The organism is Ideonella sp. FW305-24 (assembly GCF_058788035.1).
This window is the reverse complement of the sequence record NZ_JBYTAI010000020.1, coordinates 37,319-55,039: the sequence shown is the minus strand read 5'-3', so window position 1 is coordinate 55,039 and position 17,721 is coordinate 37,319. Positions and strand designations below refer to the sequence as shown.

The following is a 17,721-nucleotide window of genomic DNA, read 5'->3' as shown; positions in this document are numbered from 1 at the left end:
CGTAAGGAAACTGACGGTTTATGTCAGGCCACCAGAACCTCACGGCCCCGTGCTGCCCAGCACGCGGCCTGCAATGCCTTGCAGCTTCGCCACCATCGCCGGGTCGCGCACCGCAGGGGCGGTGATCAGCGCGTGGTCCAGTGCCCGTCGGCAGGCGCATCCCGCGCCGTGGCTGTCGCCGGTGATCTGGCCGGCCAGTGCTGCGACCAGCGAACGTGCCGTGTCGGCGTTGCCCAGCAGCACCTTGACGATGGCGTCCACCGTCACGCTGTCGTGCTGCGGATGCCAGCAGTCGAAATCCGTCACCATCGCCACCGAGGCATAACAAAGCTCGGCCTCGCGCGCCAGCTTGGCCTCGGGCTGATTGGTCATGCCGATCACATCGCAGTTCCAGCTGCGGTACATGCGGCTTTCGGCCAGCGTGGAGAACTGCGGGCCTTCCATCGCCAGGTAGGTGCCGCCATCCGCATGCGGCACGCCTTGCGCCGCCAACTGGCCCAGCACATGCCGGCCCAGCCGTTGGCAGGTCGGCCTGGCCATCGCCGCGTGCGCCACCAGGCCGGTGCCGAAGAAGGACGATGCCCGGCCCACGGTGCGGTCGATGAACTGGTCCACCACCACGAAGGTACCCGGCGGCAGGTCCGCCCGCAGCCCGCCCACTGCGCTGACCGACAGCACGTCCGTCACGCCCAATTGCTTCAGCGCCGCGATGTTGGCCCGGTAGTTCACCTCGCCCGGCGGCACACGGTGGCCGCAGCCGTGGCGCGGCAGGAAGACGAGTTGCGCGCCGTTCAGGCGGCCGGCCAGCAATTGGTCAGAGGGCGCACCCCAGGGCGTGTCGACCGTGACCCAGGCGGTGTCCGTCAGGCCAGGCAGCTCGTAGAGCCCGCTGCCACCCAGCACGCCAAGCACCTGGGCAGTCACGCGGCCTCCGTGGCCAATTCCGGATGTGCAATGCGCAGCACGGCCTCTGGCGTTTCGCCCTTGAGCTTGTGGTCCGACCACACCTGCCGCCAGCGGCGCGCGCCTGGCGTGCCATTCCACAGTCCCAGCATGTGGCGGGCAATGTGCGCCCACGGCGTGCCGGCTTCAGCATGGCGCTCGGCCATGTACAGCGCCATCGCGCGTTCGATGTCGATGCGGTCGCGCTCGGCTGCCGCTTCGCCGAAGAAGCGCCGGTCCCAGTCGGCCATCACCCACGGGTTGTGATAAGCCTCGCGGCCGATCATCACGCCGTCCACGAACTGCAGTTGATGGGCGATCTCGTCCGAGGTCTTCACGCCGCCATTCAGCACGATGGTCAGTTGCGGAAACTCGCGCTTGAGCTGGTGCACCAGCTCATAGCGCAGCGGCGGAATCTCGCGGTTTTCCTTCGGGCTCAGGCCCTTGAGCCAGGCATTGCGCGCATGCACGATGAACACCTCGCAGCCGGCCTCGGCCACGGTGCCCACGAAGTCGCGCACAAACGCGTAGCTCTCTTCCTTGTCGATGCCAATGCGGTGCTTGACCGTGACCGGCAGCGCCGCCTCACCCGCCCGCCGCGGCTGGGCCGCCTCCACCATCGCCCGCACGCAGTCCGCCACCAGTGGCGCCTCGGCCATCAGGCAGGCACCAAACGCGCCGCGCTGCACCCGCTCGCTGGGGCAACCACAGTTCAGGTTCACCTCCTGGTAGCCCCACTGCCGCGCCAGCTCGGTGCTGTATGCCAGCTCGCCCGGCTCACTGCCCCCCAGCTGCAAGGCCAGCGGCTGCTCCGCCGCATCAAAGTCCAGGTGCCTCGGCTGGTCCCCATGCCGCAAAGCCCCGGTCGTCACCATCTCGGTGTACAGCCGGGTGTGGCGGGTCAGCAAACGGTGGAAGACCCGGCAATGCCTATCAGTCCAATCCATCATCGGCGCTGTACACAAGCGCCATGGGCTAAGTTGTTGATTCATATGAATTGATCGTCAGTCTGTCGGTCCAGTTGGAAATGGGGCGGACCACATGAAGTCTTGGACGGCAGGAGGACCATTTGTCCATCTTAATCAATGGGTTGTGCGCAAGGGTTTCGCCAAAGCACGACGTTCGGACGCCCGCTGCTTGATGGACCGCTCAAATACCGAGCAAGGTCCTGAGTGGCACGCGGTCATGGTGGTGACTGCTTTCGTTAGACTGAATCGGCGCGCCGAAGGTCAGCTGAAGTTAAGGCTTGAAAGGCGACGTCGGATGAGGCCGCGGTCAGTCGGCAATGGTCCCCGTTCACAGGGGCCACCACGGGCCGCTGGCGTTGCGCGGCTTCCTGCAAGTACGCGGATTCACGTCCGAACTGTGCAGCCACGCTTCGAGCGCTGCATTGCGGTTGCGTTGGTAGCGGTCGCCCGACTTGGCCTGCCCGCCACCCTCGCGCAATTGCCCTTCCTGCCTCGACCTCACTCGCCAGACCGCGAAGGCATCAATGCAGCGGGAGCTGTCGACCCGGGCCGACCTCCGGACCTTCTCCGCCACTGCTGCCACAATCGAGGTGCGCCAGCCCAGTGCAATACCGTGAACATGCAAATCGTGCCCGAGCGCAGCATCCTGGAGATCGACCCATGAGTGAAAGTCAATTTGCATCTGTCCCCGAATTGATGGCCGAAATCGCCGCCGGCCGTATGGTCGTGCTGGTCGACGACGAGGGGCGAGAGAACGAAGGTGACGTCATCCTTGCAGCCGAGCACGTCACGCCCGAGGCCATCAACTTCATGGCTCGCTTCTGTCGCGGCCTGATCTGTCTGACGCTGTCCCCTGAACGTTGCGATGAGCTGCAATTGCCTCCCATGGTTCGGCGCAACGGCACCAAACATGGCACGGCCTTTACGGTGTCCATCGAAGCCGCGACTGGCATCGATACGGGAATCTCTGCGGCAGATCGCGCGCATACGGTTCGGGTGGCCATCGCGTCTGACTCCACCGCTGCCTCTCTCGTTCAACCCGGCCACGTGTTTCCGCTGCGTGCCGCCAGCGGTGGCGTACTGATGCGAGCGGGCCATACCGAGGCAGGTTGCGACCTGGCCCGACTTGCGGGCAAGAAGCCAGCCGCTGTCATCTGCGAAATCATGAACGACGACGGAACCATGGCCCGCGTCCCCGAACTCGTCGAGTTTGCCAAGCAGCACAACATCAAGCTGGGGACGATCGCCGACCTGATTCGCCACCGCAGCCGACATGAACAACTGGTGGAACTCGATAGCCAGCGCGAGTTGGCGACACCGCATGGGCAATTCGACATGCGCGCCTACCGAGACAAGTTCGGTGGCGCGCATCTCGTGCTGACCACAGGAACATGGACGAGTGACGACATCATTCCGGTTCGCGTGCACGAACCGCTTTCGGTGCTGGATTTTCTAGATGCACAGGCGCAAGACCACTCGTGGCCACTGTCGTTTGCCCTGCGCGCCATTCAGTCCGAAGGGCGTGGCGCGGTACTGCTGCTCAATGCCGGGTCCGAGACTGCGGACGATCTTCTCGCTCGGGTGGTCGGCAAGGACGATTCAGCGCCCACCATCTCGACGTCACAGGAAGCGGAACTGCGCACCTACGGCGTCGGTGCTCAGATCCTGCGGGACCTGAACATCTCGCGCATGAAGATCCTCGGTAATCAGCGTCGCTTTCCGAGCCTGGGCGGCTACGACCTTCACGTCGAGGCCTTCGTTCCGCCGCAGTCCTTTCGCTAGCATCCCAAGGCGGGTTCACCAGCAGACAAAACCGCCGTCGACGATCAGGTCGACACCGGTGCAGAACGAGGCCGCGCGGCTGACCAGGAAGACGGCCGGACCGACCATCTCGTCCACAGTCGCCATGCGACCCAGCGGCGTGTCGCGCTCGAAGATCTTCACCTGCTCGGCCACTTCGGGGCGCGTGTTCATCGGCGTCGCGGTGTAGCCTGGGCTGATCGTGTTCACACGCACGCCGCTGGTCGACCATTCCATGGCCAGGCTCTTGCTCATGTGGATCACGGCCGCCTTGGAGCTGTTGTAGTGGGCCTGCAGCAACCCCCGGTTGACGATTGAGCCGGACATCGACGCGATGTTCACGATCGCACCCTTCTTGCGGGGCAGCATCACGCGGGCCTGGGCCTGGCAACTGAGGAAGACACCATCCACGTTGACCGCGTGCACCTTGCGCCACTGGTCGTACGGCATCTCTTCAGCCGGCGCGGCGTTGGCAATGCCGGCGCAGTTCATGCCGATCGTCAGGGCACCGAGTTGCTTCTCCACCTCGGCCACGGTACGCGCCAGGTCGGAGGCGCTGGTCACGTCGCCCGTCTGGACGATGGCACGCTTGCCGAACGCCCGAATGCGCTCGGCCGTGGCCTCCAGCCCTTGTACTTGCTGCGGCAGATCGAAACACGCCACGTCGGCGCCGGCTTCGGCCAGGCCCACGGCGATGCGCTGTCCGATGCCGCTGCCGGCACCGGTGACGAGGGCGACCTCGCCCTGAAGATTGAAGAGGTCCACGCGTTGACTCCTGGTAGTGGTTGCCCCGCCGGGGCGGGTATCAGGGCTGCTTCAAAAGGCGCAGCCCCGTTTCAAGATCGGTGATCAGGGTGCTGATCCATCCGCCCCGCAAAGCGGCGCGGATCGCTTCGAACTTTCTGCGGCCTCCGGCCACGCCGATGCGCCGCCGGGTGCTCTTGATCTGCTCCGTCGAGATGCCGATCACGCGCTCGTCGAACGAGGTCTTCACAGGGCGACCCGCCGAGTCGTAAAAGCGCATGCAGACGTCGCCCACGGCGCCGACATGTTTGAGATCTTCGAGATCCTGGTCAGTGAACACATTGCCGCTTTCGCGGAGCATGCGCGAGGGCGGGATGGCGCCGATGCCCACCAGCAACGCAGACAGGCTCTCGAAGCGCTCCATCGCCTGCCGGCACGAGGCATCGGCCAGCAAGGCCCGCTTGGCGGCCTGGGTCTCCACAACCCCCGGCGCCAGCATGAAGATGGGTTCGGCCTTGCTCACCTGGGCCAGCCGCTCGGTGAGCCGGGTGGCAAACCGCTGCGCGCTGGGAACACCCACCCCGCCCAGCACCTGCACGATGGTCTTGGTGTCTCCCGGAACCGTCGGTCGCATGGCATTGACGGCAGCCAGCAAGGTCGAGCTCCACGACGAGACGCCGATCGACTCCAGTGACGGGGCCATCAGCTCCAGATAGCTCGCCACGGTGGAGGCCAGCGCCCGGGCCATCGCTTCATCATCGGCAAGCGCGGTCTCATCGACCTCGACAAGAATCACTTCGTCCAGACCGTAGTGCTCTTCGAGCCTCACCTCGTCCTCGGCATGGACGCCTTCCGGCACATGCACCGTGATCTTGACGATGCCGAGTTGTTCGGCCTGCTTGAGCAGGCGCGAGACCCGAGCCTGCGAGAGGCCCAGCTGCTCCGCGATGCGCGCCTGGCCAATGCCGCGCTCGTGGTACATGCTGGCGACGCGTGTGGTCAGCCGAAGGAGGTCGGGGGTGGCGGTGGGCATGGCAGGCATGGTCGCGATTTTCGCTGCTACGCCGACGCGAGGAAGCTCAGCCTCATGCCACGGCGAGTTCCATGACACGTTCGCTCGTCGCTTCCGCCTTGGGAAGCACGCCGCGTGCTTCGCCCCGGGAAAGCACCACCACGCGGTGCGAGAGTCCCAGCACTTCATCGAGATCGGAGCTGACCACGATGACCGCCATGCCTTGCCGCGCAAGACTCGCGATGACCTCGTAGATCTGCGCTCGTGCTCCGACGTCGACACCTCGCGTCGGTTCGTCGAGGATGATCACCCTGGGGTTGCAGGCGATCCACTTCGCAATGACCAGCTTCTGCTGGTTGCCGCCCGAGAGCGACCCGGCCGTCTGCGTGGGCGCCCCTTTGACACCCAGGCGCTTGATCAGCCGCTCGGCAAAGGCGACCCCGCGCGAGGGCGTGAGCCAGCCTTTGGGCGCGACCTCATTGAGGTTGCTGTACGCGAGGTTCTCCCAGATCGAGTGGGGCAGCACCACACCGAGCGCCTTGCGATCGTCGGGCACCATCACCAGCCCTTGGCGGATGGCATCGATCGGTGACCTGGCCTTCAGTGCCGCCCCACAGAGCGCGATGTCACCCGACTCGATCGGGTCCACACCGGCGATGGCACGCATGGCCTCGGTTCGCCCCGCTCCCGCAATGCCCGCGAAGCCGAGAATTTCCCCGGCACGCACCTCGAAGCTCAGGTTCTTGAAACTGCCGTCCGGTGCGGTCAGGCCACGCACGGACAAGGCGATCGGAGCATCGCTCGCGGGCAGCGGCACTTCAGGGAACAGCCGGTCGACGTTGCGGCCGACCATGTCGCGCACCAGCAAGCTCGGTGGGATCTGGGCTGTCGCGTACTCTGCCACCTGCTCGCCATCGCGCAGCACCACGATCCGGTCGCAGATGCGCGCAATCTCAGCCAGCCGGTGGCTGACGTAGATGAAGGACACGCCTTCAGACTTCAGCCGCTGGACCTGCTCAAAGAGGCGGCTGGTCTCTTCATCGCCGAGCGCGGCCGTGGGCTCGTCGAGGATCAGCAACTTGGCATTGAGGGTCAGCGCCTTCGCAATCTCAACCTGCTGCTGCGCTGCAACGCGGAGCAGGCCAACCTTTCGAGTCGCCGAGACGTCCAGCCCCAGGCGATGCAACTGCGCCTGGGCCTTCTGCACCATCGCGTCCATGTCCACCCGGCCGTTCTTCATCAGCAGCCGGCCAACGAAGACGTTCTCGGCGATGGTCAGGTGTGGCAACAGACGCATTTCCTGATGAATCAACCCGATGCCGGCGCGCAGCGCATCGGCGGGAGACAGCGGCGCATACGCCTGCCCTGCCCACCACATCCGTCCACTCGCGTCAGGCTGATGCAGCCCCGCGATCAGCGAGGACAAGGTCGATTTGCCCGCGCCGTTTTCACCCAGCAGTGCAACGCACTCGCCGGGCCGAACGTCCAGATTGACGCCCTTCAGGACCGTGACCGCTCCGTACGTCTTGCCGACGTTTCGCACACGGAGACCCGCGTGCTCGGGTGCAAGATCGTCAGCGTTCATGGCCAGACTTCATTGGAGGACCGAGAGGCAATGTCGTGCAGGCCAGGCGCCCTGGTGCGGGCGCCCGGCTGGCAGCGTCAGGGGTGCTGCTTGATGAATTCGTCGACGTTCGACTTGAGCGTGAGCTTCGCGTCGGTCGGCTGATCCTTCGGAAGCGGTTTGCCCGCCAGCACGGCCGTGACGGCATCGACGGCCATCTTGCCCATGGTCCAGGTTTGCTGCGTCGCGGTCGCGTCCAGCGTGCCGTTCTTCACCGCGATCAGAGCGCCCGGATCGCCGTCGAAGCCCACGACCCAGGCTTTCTGCGGCAGCTTCGCCAGCTTCACGGCCTGAGAAGCGCCCATGGCGATGCCATCGGCCTGGCCGATGATGATGTTGATCGTCGGGTCGCGTTGCAGCATGTCCTGCGCGATGCGGTTGCCTTCGTCGGCCGACCAGCGCTCGGTCCACTGATCCTGGATGATCTTGATGCCGCAGGACGCCAGGCCTTCGGTGAAGCCCTTGGTCCGATCGACTTCGGGCGTGGTGCCGCGCTGGCCGTGGATCATCACGGCCTTGCCCTTGCCGCCCGTCTGCTGGCACAGCCACTTGCCCAGTTCCGTGGTGGCGGCGACGGACTGCCCGTAGATGAAGGTGTCACCCGGGTTGGTGTCGACGTTGCGGTCCACGTTGATGACGGGAATCTTGGCAGCCCGCGCTGCCTTGACCGGCACGGCAGCGGCGGTCGCGCCGGCCGGGATGTAGATCAGCGCGTCGATCTTCTGGGCGATCAGGTCCTGGATCTGGTTGACCTGCGTCGTGGCGTCACCCTTGGCGTCCACCGTGATGACCTTGTAGCCCTTCTCCTTGCCGTAGGCCTCGACGCCCTGCTTGATCATGTTGAAGAAGTCGGCTTGCAGATTGGCCACCGCAAGGCCGATCGTCTTGCCCTGGCCCTGTGCCCAGGCAGCCGGGGCCGCCGCGAGAAAGACGCCAGCAACGACTGCCAGCGCAGTCTTTCGAAACTTGAACATGTGGTTGTCTCCTTGTTGGAATGAATCTGAAAAACGGGTCTCAACGGGACTTGCGCTTGTTGGCGTCGACCATGACTGCGAGCACGATCACGACGCCGACCACGATCTGCTGCACGAACGGCGAAGTCCCGACCAGGTTCAGGCCGTTGCGAAGCACACCAATCGTCAACACGCCCATCAGCGTGCCGAAGATGGATCCGATACCACCCGACAGACTCGCCCCGCCGATCACGACGGCAGCGATGGTGTCGAGCTCATACCCCAGGCCGCCGCTGGGCTGCGAAGAGTCCAGGCGCGTGGACATGACAACGCCTGCAAGCCCCGCCAGCAGGCCGCAGACGGCGTACACCGCAAGCGTCACCCGCTTGACGGGAATCCCCGCGAGCCGGGCCACCTCGCTGCTGCCGCCGATGGCGTACAGCGAGCGACCGCCGGCGCGGTACTTCATGTAGATCCCGGCCACGATGGTCAAGACGATGAACAGCGCGACGGTGACCGACAGGAAGCCGAAGTAGCGCTCGATCGACAGCGCGGAGAACCAGTCGGGATAGCCCACGATCTGGCTGCCATCGGTGATCAGATTGGCCAGGCCTCGGGCGATGGACATCGTCGCCAGCGTCGCAATGAACGGTGGCAGGTTGCCGCGCGTGATGAGCAGCCCCGAAAACGTGCCGCACAGGGCCCCCACCACCAGCGCCGCCATCATCGCGACAGGCATCGGGATGCCCTTCGCATTCGACAACCATCCCATCACCATCATGGACACGGCGAGGACGGACCCCACGGACAGGTCGATTCCGCCGATGACGATCACCGCCGTCATGCCGAGCGCCATGATGCCGAGCACCGTCAGCTGGTCGATGACGTTGACCAGGTTGCGCACGCTGAGGAAGGTGTCTGTCGCCATCGAGAACGCGATGCACAGGGCGATCAGACTGAACAGCGGCACATGGTCGGCCAGGCGTTCCAGCAGCGGCCTCGCTTCGTGCCGCGTGGGCGCGGTCGCGGCGACACTCCCCCGTGGGTTGCTTGTGGGTTCGAGGGCCATGGGAACTCCTGAAGTCACTTGTCGCCCCTGATTTGGTTGACGGTGGCAAGGCGTGCGCGGGCGACGGCCTGCGCCCACGTGCGGCGCGCCGCGCCTGCTTTGTCTGTGGAGGCCGGTACCGGTGTGGTCTGCTGCGCCCTGGGGAGGTCGCGCAACGCATTCATGTCCCAGACCCCCGCACCCACGCCGGCCAGATGCGCGACGCCGAGCGCAGACAGTTCGGGATCGGTGCAGTGAACCACCGGCCGACCGATGTACGAAGAAAGAAGCTCGCGCAGCTTGGCGTTCCGCGAAGGCCCTCCGTCCACCAGCAGCCGCCGCACGCCGGAGACGCTGGTGTCCATGGCATCCAGAACGTCGGCGACCTGGTGAGCGATGGAATCAAGCGCAGCAGCAAGAATCTGGGCCCGATTCGTCGCCAGGGTCAGGCCGCTGATCAAGCCCACCGCATGAGGGTCCCAGTACGGCGCACCCAAGCCGTTGAAGCCGGGCACCAGGCAGAGCCCGGCGGCATCAACTGTTGACGCTTCGGCTGCCGCGGATTCAGCGTCGAGGCCAAACAGATCGGCGGCCCAGCGCAGCGTCGAGCCTGCAGCGCGGATGTTGCCTTCGAACGCCAGCAGGGGGCCCTGGCCGACGTCCCACGCCACGGTCAAGCACAGGCCCGCAGGCATGCGCGTCGCGTCCTGCGTCAGCCCCATGACGGATGAGCCGGTGCCCATCGTCGCTTTGACGGTGCCGGGGGCGTGAGCGCCATGCGCGAACAGCGCGGCATGCGAGTCCGCCATCACCGCATGAACCGGAACGCCTTCGAGCGCGGGGTGGAGCTTCCCGGCATTGCTTCGTGGTGCGCGCGAGGGCACGACCTGGGGCAGGATTTGCTGCGGGATGCCGAACAACCTCAGGAGTTCGTCGTCCCAACTCGCCGTGCGCACATTCAGCAGCTGGGTGCGTGAGGCATTGCCGACCTCGATGGCGTCATCGTCGCCCAGCCTGGCGAGCAGCCATGCGTCGATGGTTCCTGCGCGCAGTTCACCGTTGCGGCTTGCACGTCGATCGGCATCGATGCGGTCCAGCAGCCAACGAATTTTCAGCGCCGAGAACATCGGGTCCAGGGGCAACCCGGAGCGGGCTTGCACGAGCGCTTCGCCGCCGTCTGCGGCAAGCTGGTCGCGCAACTCGACCGTGCGCTGGTCTTGCCAACTCAGCAATGGCGTCAGCGCCCGAGCGTCATCCCTGCGCCAGACCAATGCGGACTCACGCTGCGTCGAGAGGCCGACCGCGGCAACTGAGCTGCCCTGCTGTTGCGACAGGCATTGCGCGACCGCCGATCGCACGCTCGCCCAGATCTCCTCAGAGTCCTGCTCCACCCAACCGGCCTGCGGATAACGCTCGCCGAGTTGCACCGATGCCTTGGCAACAATGCGGCCACCGCGATCGACGAGAACGCACTTGGTGGCACTGGTTCCCTGGTCGATGGCAAGTACGTGGTCCACGGCAATCGTCCCAAATGGCCTTCAATGGGCCCGCAGAAGTTCGCCGGCGGTCCGGGCGATGTTGGCCGGCGTCAAGCCGAAGTGCTCGAACAGGAACGACGCATTGCCGGTGGGGGCAAAATCGGTGATGCCCATGATCCGCATCGGCGTCGGGTGCTGCTGCGATACGAGTTCAGCGACGGCCGATCCCAGGCCGCCGCGCACCATGGCCTCTTCGACGGTGACGATTCCACGCGTCTCCCTCGCTGCGGCCAGGATCGTCTGCGCGTCCAGCGGCTGAACCGATGCTGCATTTATGACCCTCGCGCTGATGCCTTCGCCTGCGAGTTGGTTTGCCGCAGCGAGCGCACGAGTCACCATGGTTCCAATCGCTACCAGCGTCACGTCGTTTCCTTGGCGAAGGACTGTGGCGCGCCCGAGTTCGAACGCACGGCCTTCAGGCATCACAGCCGGCACTTTGGTGCGCCCGATGCGCATGTAGCACGGGCGCGCGGCATTCACCGCCCAACGCATCGCCGATCTGGTTTCTTCAGGGTCGGCCGGAACGATGACGGCCAGGTCGCCGATCGCACGGGTCCAGGCGATGTCCTCGATCGAGTGGTGCGTCGGCCCCAGTTCACCGTAGGCCATGCCAGGGCTCATGCCGCACAGCACGATCGGGAAGTCGGAGTAGACGACATCGGCCTTGATCTGCTCGAGCGCACGTCCCGTGAGGAACGGCGCCGCCGCGCAGACGAAGGGCCGCAGGCCTGCGTTGGCCAGGCCCGCCGCGACACCGACCATGTTCTGCTCGGCGATGCCGACATTGATGAGCCGATCCGGAAATGCCTTGCGGAAGGCCCCGAGGTTGCTCGAACCCACCGAGTCATTGCACACCGCCACGATCCGCGGGTCGGACTGCGCCAGTGTGGCAAGTTCTTCGGCGAACGCCTGCCGGCAGTCGAAGCCGGCGCTGCTGTCTTCCTTGCTCACGCTGCCAACTCCTTGATCGCCGCTTCAACCTGTGCCTTGCTGGGTACCTTGTGGTGCCACTCCACGCCGTTCTCCATGAACGAGACGCCCTTGCCCTTGATCGTGTTGGCGATCACCGCCCTGGGCTTGTCGCCCGGGGCGCGGCCAAGAACATTCAACAGCTCGTCGTAAGAATGACCATCGATCACGTGCGTTTCCCAGCCGAAGGCCGTCCACTTATCGGCCAAGGGTTCGAGGTCGTTGGTGTCGGCCGTGCTGGCACCTTGCTGGAGGCGGTTGCGGTCCACGATGGCGGTCAGGCTCCCCAGGCGCCGCTGTGCCGCATACATCGCGGCCTCCCAGTTGCTGCCCTCCTGAAGCTCGCCGTCCCCGAGGACGACAAACGTGCGCCAGGGCTGCTTCATGATCTGGGCCGCGACGGCGCACCCGACACCCACCGGCAGGCCGTGCCCCAGCGGGCCCGTGTTGGTTTCGACACCAGGCACCTTGCGACGGTTCGGGTGCCCGTTGAGCGGCGACAGCGGGGCCGCAAAGTCGGCCAGGCGAGCGGGAGGGAAGTAGCCCGAAGAGGCCAGAACCGAATACAAGGCCGCAGCGCAGTGCCCCTTGCTCAGGATGAAGCGGTCACGCTGCTCCCATGCCGGTTGAGCGGGGTCGATCCGCAGCACGCCTTCGAACAAGGTGACCAGGATGTCGGTGACGGACAGGTCACCACCGATGTGCCCAAGACCTGCCTTGTCGATCGTCGCGATGATCTGGCGGCGGATGTGGTTCGCGCTCGACCGCAACAGCGGAATTCGCTGCACCGACGTGCCAGCGTCAAAGCTCTCGCGCCTGGCGCGCCAGAGTGCCAGCGCCACCGGATCGCTCACCAGCGCCGCAGACGCTGTGGTGTGTTGTTGTTGTGCTTGCATATTTATTCATGCATGAATGTATGATCACAACTCTAGAAGAATCGGAGCGAAGCGTTATTCGGGCTTTCCCGAATCGAAGGACGGAGCGAGGTGCCGTCTACCTGGCAGTCACCGGCAGTCGAGCCGATATGGACCGGTCATCCACAGCCAACTCCGTACAACCGATGAGCGTTATCGACCAGCACCCGATCCCTGCCAACGAATCGGGTATCCATTCGGCAAGCAGATCGAGCAGATCACCTCCCTTCATCATCGGCCCCAGTCAGCTCGCATGCGTAGCCACAAGACTGCAGGCGAGCGCACGACGTTCCGCGCACAAGGTCCCCTTCCCTACGGACCGAACAGGCTCAGGTTCATCTTCCATCGCAAGGCCAGCGAGGGTATTCGCATCGAGCGCGTCTTGCACAGCGCTCTCGACATCGGCGATGAGGATTTCGATGCGCTTGCGAAGGCTGGGCAGGATTGACCCAGTCCGCGAACACCGCCCCCGCCGGAACAAGGCACAACCGACACAAACGGCGCGCCACCGTCACAGTCTGTTCATGCTGGAAGCGGACAGTCGCCCCATGCAATACAGCCCACCCACGCCTGCGGACCTGCGTCGCTTGAAGGAAGAACTCGGCATGACCGGGGTCGAGATGGCCGAGTTGTTTGGCCTGGCCGGCGGTCAGCAATGGCGCAAGTACACCGGCGGCCAGGCGCCGCGCGGCATGGGCCTGCACATGCTGTTCTTTGCAGCGGCCCGGCTGGCGCTCACGCCTGAGGAACTGGAACGGGTCGCCAGCCGCATGCACGCGGCGGGCGCCGAGATCAAGCTGGGTGCTGCGCCAAGCGCTCAGGCCGAGCCGGCCGCACCTGACACGCCACCCACGCTGGCAGCCCAGCTGGCGATGCTCGCCTGCACCGCGGACTGACAGGGACCGGGTCAGCCGCTCAGCTCCGCCCTTCCCGGTCGTCCGGGTTGTTCTCGTTGGCCCAGGTCATCGCCGCCTGCAGGCCGGCATCTGCCGCCTCTTCTTCGGTGCCATACAGCATGCCGGTGTCGCCGGTGGCCGAGGCGTCGGCCTCGGGGTCGTCTTCGGTGACGCTGAAGTGGGCCTCGAAACGCCCGTCCGGCTGCGCCTGGCTGAAGCCACGTAACGTGAAGTGGCCGAGGTAGCCGGTCTGCAATTTTTCCATTTGACGCTCCCGTTTTGACTTTGGCAGTCACCAGTATGCGACGCCGGTTGGCCCACCAAGGTGACAGCCTCGGCGCCGGCAGGGACGCGTGCCACCGCATGGCCGGGCGCGCCGATTGCCCACCTCCGCCACATGCCTACGGGGAGCCGATCAAGCCATGCACTGCCAGCAAGACCTCGCCATTTCCCGCCGTGACCTGCTGATTGCCGGCGCTGCGTCCACGGCCAGCGTGGTGCCCGCGGCAGACGCCGCTGCCGCACCCACGCCAGCACCCTCGCTGCCCGCCTCCGGCGTGCCCATGTCCAAGGTCAGCTTGCAGGTCAACGGCCAGGCGCGCACGCTGGAACTGGACAACCGCACCACGCTGCTGGACGCGCTGCGCGAGCACCTGCAGCTGTTCGGCAGCAAGAAAGGCTGCGACCACGGCCAGTGCGGTGCCTGCACGGTGCTGGTGGATGGCCGCCGGCTGAACTCGTGCCTGACGCTGGCGGTCATGCACGATGGCGCCAAGGTCACGACCATCGAAGGCCTGGGCACGCCGGAGCGGCTGCACCCGCTGCAGGCCGCCTTCGTAAAGCACGACGGCTACCAGTGCGGCTACTGCACGCCGGGGCAGATCTGCTCGGCCGTCGGCATGCTGGACGAGGTCAAGCGCGGCATGCCCAGCCACGTGAGCGCCAGCCTGACCGAGCGCCCGCTGCTCTCGGCCGAGGAACTGCGCGAGCGCATGAGCGGCAACATCTGCCGCTGCGGTGCTTACTCGAACATTGCCGAGGCGATCACCGAAGTCGCGCAGCAGCAAGGAGGTCAGGCATGAAGCCCTTCACCTACGAACGCGCCCGCACCGCCCCCGAAGCAGCAGCCGCCGCTGCGCACCACCCCAACGCCAAGTTCATTGCAGGCGGCACCAACCTGCTGGACCTGATGAAGCTTCAGATCGAGGCGCCTTCGCACCTGATCGACGTCAACGGCCTGGCGCTGGACCAGATCGAGCCCACGCCCGAGGGCGGCCTTCGCGTGGGCGCGCTGGTCCGCAACACCGACCTCGCCGCCGACGAGCGCGTGCGGCGCGACTACGCCGTGCTGTCGCGCGCGCTGCTGGCCGGCGCCTCGGGCCAGCTGCGCAACCGCGCGACCACCGCCGGCAACCTGCTGCAGCGCACCCGCTGCCCGTACTTCTACGACACTGCCCAGCCCTGCAACAAGCGCCAGCCCGGCAGCGGCTGCAGCGCGATTGGCGGCGTGACGCGGCAGCACGCCATCGTCGGCACCAGCGCGGCCTGCATTGCCACGCATCCTAGCGACATGGCCGTGGCCATGCGCGTGCTGGACGCGACGGTCGACACCGTCCGCCCCGACGGCCAGGCCCGCCACATTCCGATTGCCGACTTTCACCGCCTGCCCGGCGACACGCCGCAGGTCGAAACCGCGCTGGCGCCTGGCGAGTTGATCACCAGCGTCACGCTGCCCAAGCCGCTGGGCGGCCTGCACGTCTACCGCAAAGTGCGCGACCGGGCTTCGTACGCGTTTGCGCTGGTCTCGGTGGCGGCGGTGCTGCAGCCGGACGGCAGCGGCCGCGTGGCGCTGGGCGGCGTGGCACACAAGCCCTGGCGCGTGGAAGCCGCCGAAGCCGCGCTGCCGCAAGGCGCCAAGGCGGTCACCGCCCAGCTGCTCGCCGGGGCAAAGACCAGCGACGACAACGCCTACAAGCTGCAGCTCGCCGAGCGCACGCTGGCCGCGGTGCTGCTCCAGGCCAAACAGATGGGAAGCTGAGCGATGAAATTCGACACCCCTGCGGGCACCAACCCGATTGACCAGCTGAAGGTCATCGGCCGTCCGACCGACCGCATCGACGGCCCGCGCAAGACCACCGGCACCGCGCCGTATGCCTATGAGCGGCACGACGTGGCCACCAACCCGGCTTACGGCTACCCCATCGGCGCCACCATTGCCAAGGGTCGCATCACCGCGATGGACCTGAGCGCCGCGCGGGCCGCGCCCGGCGTCATCACCATCGTCACCGCAGGCAGCGCCGGCCAGCTCGGCAAGGGCAAGCGCAACACCGCCAAGCTGCTGGCCGGGCCCGAGGTGCAGCATTACCACCAGGCCGTGGCGCTGGTCGTTGCGCAAAGCTTCGAGCAGGCCCGGGCTGCAGCGCAGCTGGTCAAGGTCGAATATGAAGCCGCCGAAGGCAGCTTCGACCTGGCCGCCGCCAAGGACTCGGCGAAGAAACCCACGCCCAAGCAGGACCCGGAGCCGGACAGTGCGGTGGGCGACTTCTCTGGCGCCTTGGCCGCCGCGCCTGTTCAACTGGACGCGACCTACCGCACGCCCGACCATGCCCACGCGATGATGGAGCCACACGCCACGCTGGCCGCCTGGCAAGGCGACTCGCTGACCGTCTGGACTTCGAACCAGATGATCGACTGGGGCCGCACCGACCTGGCCGCCACGCTGAAGATGCCCAAGGAAAAAGTGCGCCTGGTCTCGCCCTACATTGGCGGCGGTTTTGGCGGCAAGCTGTTCCTGCGGGCGGACGTGCTTCTGGCCGCGCTGGGCGCGAGAGCCGCCGGCCGGCCGGTCAAGGTGATGCTGCCGCGGCCCTTCATGTTCAACAACACCACGCACCGGCCGGCCACCATCCAGCGCATCCGCATCGGTGCCGGGAAGGACGGCAAGATCACCGCCATTGGCCACGAAAGCTGGTCCGGCGACCTGCCCGACGGCAAGCCCGAAACAGCCGTCAACCAGACTCGCCTGCTCTACGCCGGCGCCCACCGCATGACCGCGATGCGGCTGGCCGTGCTGGACCTGCCCGAGGGCAACGCCATGCGCGCGCCCGGCGAGGCGCCGGGCCTGATGGCGCTGGAAATCGCCATGGACGAAATGGCCGAGAAGCTGGGCCTGGACCCGATCGAATTCCGCGTCATCAACGACACCCAGGTCGACCCCGAAAAGCCGGACCGCCGCTTCTCGCAGCGCCGCCTCACCGAATGCCTGCGCACCGGCGCCGAGCGCTTCGGCTGGGCCAAGCGCTCTGCCAAACCGGGCCAGCGCCGCGAAGGCCAGTGGCTGATCGGCATGGGCGTGGCCGCGGCGTTTCGCAACAACCTGCTGATGAAGTCCGGCGCCAGGGTGAAACTGGACTCGCGCGGCATCGTCACCGTCGAAACCGACATGACCGACATCGGCACCGGCAGCTACACCATCATTGCGCAGACCGCCGCCGAGATGATGGGCGTGCCGCTGTCGCAGGTGAACGTGCAGCTCGGCGACTCGGCCTTCCCCGTCTCGGCCGGCTCAGGTGGCCAGTGGGGCGCCAACAGTTCCACCGCCGGCGTCTATGCCGCCTGCGCCAAGCTGCGCGCCACCCTCGCCACCCGCCATGGCTTCAACCTGGCCGAGGCCTTGTTCACCGACGGCGAGATCCGCGCCGGCGACCGCCGCATGTCGCTGGCCCAAGCTGCAGGCAAAGATGGCGTCGTCGCCGAAGACACGATGACTTACGGCGACCTGGACAAGCGCTACCAGCAGTCCACCTTCGGCGGTCATTTCGTGGAGGTTGCGGTGGACGTTGCCACCGCCGAAATCCGCATCCGCCGCATGCTGGCCGTTTGCGCCGCCGGCCGCATCCTGAACCCCAAGTCCGCCCGCAGCCAGGTTATTGGCGCGATGACCATGGGCGCAGGCGCCGCGCTGATGGAAGAACTCGCCATCGACCACCGCAAAGGCTTTTTCGTCAACCACGACCTGGCCGGCTACGAAGTCCCGGTGCACGCCGACATGCCCCACCAGGACGTCATCTTCCTCGACGAAACCGACCCCATCTCGTCCCCGATGAAAGCCAAGGGCGTCGGCGAACTCGGCATCTGCGGCGTGGCCGCAGCGATTGCAAACGCGGTCTACAACGCGACGGGTGTGCGGGTGCGGGAGTATCCGGTCACGCTGGACAAGTTGTTGGCGGGCTTGCCGACGATCGCATAGGGCATGCGCACTGCAGCGGGCGGGCGCCTTGCACGCCCCGCCCGTCGCAGGTAGGCTGCCGCAC

At 66.2% G+C, this 17,721-nt stretch carries 18 protein-coding genes; 6 read left to right on the top strand and 12 right to left on the bottom strand.

Translation table 11 applies throughout. The features are described from left to right. Positions 1-39 precede the first annotated feature (39 nt). From AC3WR5_RS31450 to AC3WR5_RS31440, 3 genes are all read right to left on the bottom strand, one after another. Positions 40-924: an S-methyl-5'-thioadenosine phosphorylase gene (locus tag AC3WR5_RS31450; RefSeq protein ID WP_492489667.1), complete on the bottom strand. Its 885-nt coding sequence runs from the start codon at positions 922-924 to the stop codon at positions 40-42. Then, a complete protein-coding gene (dusA, locus tag AC3WR5_RS31445; protein WP_492489666.1) occupies positions 921-1,934 on the bottom strand; it encodes a tRNA dihydrouridine(20/20a) synthase DusA in 1,014 nt (337 codons plus the stop codon). The genes AC3WR5_RS31450 and dusA overlap by 4 nt, the downstream gene beginning before the upstream one ends. A 304-nt stretch (positions 1,935-2,238) precedes the next feature. Next, the gene (locus tag AC3WR5_RS31440; RefSeq protein WP_492489664.1) at positions 2,239-2,592 is read right to left on the bottom strand and encodes a hypothetical protein; all 354 of its coding nucleotides are present in this window, start codon (positions 2,590-2,592) and stop codon (positions 2,239-2,241) included. Here AC3WR5_RS31440 and ribBA point away from each other — a divergent pair. Then, complete coding sequence (gene ribBA, locus AC3WR5_RS31435; protein ID WP_492489662.1) at positions 2,571-3,692, top strand: bifunctional 3,4-dihydroxy-2-butanone-4-phosphate synthase/GTP cyclohydrolase II; 1,122 nt, start codon at positions 2,571-2,573, stop codon at positions 3,690-3,692. The genes AC3WR5_RS31440 and ribBA overlap by 22 nt on opposite strands. Before the next feature lie 15 nt (positions 3,693-3,707). Here the strand turns inward: ribBA and AC3WR5_RS31430 are convergent, their stop codons facing one another. From AC3WR5_RS31430 to AC3WR5_RS31395, 8 genes are all read right to left on the bottom strand, one after another. Continuing rightward, a complete protein-coding gene (locus AC3WR5_RS31430; protein ID WP_492489661.1) occupies positions 3,708-4,475 on the bottom strand; it encodes an SDR family oxidoreductase in 768 nt (255 codons plus the stop codon). 40 nt (positions 4,476-4,515) lie between these two features. Next, a complete protein-coding gene (locus AC3WR5_RS31425; protein WP_492489660.1) occupies positions 4,516-5,487 on the bottom strand; it encodes a sugar-binding transcriptional regulator in 972 nt (323 codons plus the stop codon). Positions 5,488-5,539: 52 nt separating this feature from the next. Further along, positions 5,540-7,051 carry a sugar ABC transporter ATP-binding protein gene (locus tag AC3WR5_RS31420; RefSeq protein ID WP_492489659.1) on the bottom strand — a complete coding sequence of 504 codons (1,512 nt, stop codon included), beginning with the start codon at positions 7,049-7,051 and terminating at the stop codon, positions 5,540-5,542. A gap of 77 nt (positions 7,052-7,128) precedes the next feature. Next, complete coding sequence (locus tag AC3WR5_RS31415) at positions 7,129-8,064, bottom strand: sugar ABC transporter substrate-binding protein (RefSeq protein WP_492489658.1); 936 nt, start codon at positions 8,062-8,064, stop codon at positions 7,129-7,131. 40 nt (positions 8,065-8,104) lie between these two features. After that, a complete protein-coding gene (locus AC3WR5_RS31410) occupies positions 8,105-9,112 on the bottom strand; it encodes an ABC transporter permease (RefSeq protein ID WP_492489656.1) in 1,008 nt (335 codons plus the stop codon). 14 nt (positions 9,113-9,126) lie between these two features. Beyond that, positions 9,127-10,608, bottom strand: coding sequence for an FGGY family carbohydrate kinase (locus tag AC3WR5_RS31405; RefSeq protein WP_492489654.1), 1,482 nt, complete (start codon positions 10,606-10,608; stop codon positions 9,127-9,129). Between the two features lie 21 nt (positions 10,609-10,629). Then, positions 10,630-11,580: a transketolase family protein gene (locus AC3WR5_RS31400; protein WP_492489653.1), complete on the bottom strand. Its 951-nt coding sequence runs from the start codon at positions 11,578-11,580 to the stop codon at positions 10,630-10,632. Continuing rightward, a complete protein-coding gene (locus tag AC3WR5_RS31395) occupies positions 11,577-12,494 on the bottom strand; it encodes a transketolase (RefSeq protein WP_492489652.1) in 918 nt (305 codons plus the stop codon). The genes AC3WR5_RS31400 and AC3WR5_RS31395 overlap by 4 nt, the downstream gene beginning before the upstream one ends. A gap of 271 nt (positions 12,495-12,765) precedes the next feature. Between AC3WR5_RS31395 and AC3WR5_RS31390 the strand changes: the two genes are divergently transcribed. Both AC3WR5_RS31390 and AC3WR5_RS31385 read left to right on the top strand, forming a co-directional pair. Beyond that, the gene (locus tag AC3WR5_RS31390; RefSeq protein WP_492489651.1) at positions 12,766-12,960 is read left to right on the top strand and encodes a hypothetical protein; all 195 of its coding nucleotides are present in this window, start codon (positions 12,766-12,768) and stop codon (positions 12,958-12,960) included. Between the two features lie 100 nt (positions 12,961-13,060). Continuing rightward, the gene (locus tag AC3WR5_RS31385; RefSeq protein WP_492489650.1) at positions 13,061-13,408 is read left to right on the top strand and encodes a hypothetical protein; all 348 of its coding nucleotides are present in this window, start codon (positions 13,061-13,063) and stop codon (positions 13,406-13,408) included. 19 nt (positions 13,409-13,427) lie between these two features. On the opposite strand, the gene AC3WR5_RS31380 is transcribed toward AC3WR5_RS31385, so the two are convergent. After that, the gene (locus AC3WR5_RS31380) at positions 13,428-13,673 is read right to left on the bottom strand and encodes a hypothetical protein (protein ID WP_141286177.1); all 246 of its coding nucleotides are present in this window, start codon (positions 13,671-13,673) and stop codon (positions 13,428-13,430) included. A 157-nt stretch (positions 13,674-13,830) separates the two neighbouring features. Here AC3WR5_RS31380 and paoA point away from each other — a divergent pair, with 157 nt between their 5' ends. The 3 genes from paoA to paoC are packed head-to-tail and all read left to right on the top strand — an operon-like array spanning position 13,831 to position 17,657. Further along, complete coding sequence (paoA, locus tag AC3WR5_RS31375) at positions 13,831-14,490, top strand: aldehyde dehydrogenase iron-sulfur subunit PaoA (RefSeq protein WP_492489649.1); 660 nt, start codon at positions 13,831-13,833, stop codon at positions 14,488-14,490. Continuing rightward, a complete protein-coding gene (locus tag AC3WR5_RS31370) occupies positions 14,487-15,446 on the top strand; it encodes an FAD binding domain-containing protein (RefSeq protein ID WP_492489648.1) in 960 nt (319 codons plus the stop codon). The genes paoA and AC3WR5_RS31370 overlap by 4 nt, the downstream gene beginning before the upstream one ends. 3 nt (positions 15,447-15,449) lie before the next feature. Further along, on the top strand, positions 15,450-17,657 hold the full coding sequence (paoC, locus tag AC3WR5_RS31365; RefSeq protein WP_492489647.1) for an aldehyde oxidoreductase molybdenum-binding subunit PaoC: 2,208 nt from the start codon (positions 15,450-15,452) through the stop codon (positions 17,655-17,657). Positions 17,658-17,721 lie beyond the last annotated feature (64 nt).

Excerpts from the sequence above, each read along its gene's own strand:
- AC3WR5_RS31425 (WP_492489660.1), bottom strand. The coding sequence starts at position 5,487 with ATGCCCACCGCCACCCCCGACCTCCTTCGGCTGACCACACGCGTCGCC.
- AC3WR5_RS31410 (WP_492489656.1), bottom strand. The coding sequence starts at position 9,112 with ATGGCCCTCGAACCCACAAGCAACCCACGGGGGAGTGTCGCCGCGACC.
- AC3WR5_RS31385 (WP_492489650.1), top strand. The coding sequence starts at position 13,061 with ATGCAATACAGCCCACCCACGCCTGCGGACCTGCGTCGCTTGAAGGAA.
- AC3WR5_RS31440 (WP_492489664.1), bottom strand. The coding sequence starts at position 2,592 with ATGCAAATTGACTTTCACTCATGGGTCGATCTCCAGGATGCTGCGCTC.
- ribBA (WP_492489662.1), top strand. The coding sequence starts at position 2,571 with ATGAGTGAAAGTCAATTTGCATCTGTCCCCGAATTGATGGCCGAAATC.
- paoC (WP_492489647.1), top strand. The coding sequence starts at position 15,450 with ATGAAATTCGACACCCCTGCGGGCACCAACCCGATTGACCAGCTGAAG.
- AC3WR5_RS31395 (WP_492489652.1), bottom strand. The coding sequence starts at position 12,494 with ATGCAAGCACAACAACAACACACCACAGCGTCTGCGGCGCTGGTGAGC.
- AC3WR5_RS31380 (WP_141286177.1), bottom strand. The coding sequence starts at position 13,673 with ATGGAAAAATTGCAGACCGGCTACCTCGGCCACTTCACGTTACGTGGC.
- paoA (WP_492489649.1), top strand. The coding sequence starts at position 13,831 with ATGCACTGCCAGCAAGACCTCGCCATTTCCCGCCGTGACCTGCTGATT.
- AC3WR5_RS31420 (WP_492489659.1), bottom strand. The coding sequence starts at position 7,051 with ATGAACGCTGACGATCTTGCACCCGAGCACGCGGGTCTCCGTGTGCGA.
- AC3WR5_RS31390 (WP_492489651.1), top strand. The coding sequence starts at position 12,766 with ATGCGTAGCCACAAGACTGCAGGCGAGCGCACGACGTTCCGCGCACAA.
- AC3WR5_RS31415 (WP_492489658.1), bottom strand. The coding sequence starts at position 8,064 with ATGTTCAAGTTTCGAAAGACTGCGCTGGCAGTCGTTGCTGGCGTCTTT.
- dusA (WP_492489666.1), bottom strand. The coding sequence starts at position 1,934 with ATGAATCAACAACTTAGCCCATGGCGCTTGTGTACAGCGCCGATGATG.
- AC3WR5_RS31370 (WP_492489648.1), top strand. The coding sequence starts at position 14,487 with ATGAAGCCCTTCACCTACGAACGCGCCCGCACCGCCCCCGAAGCAGCA.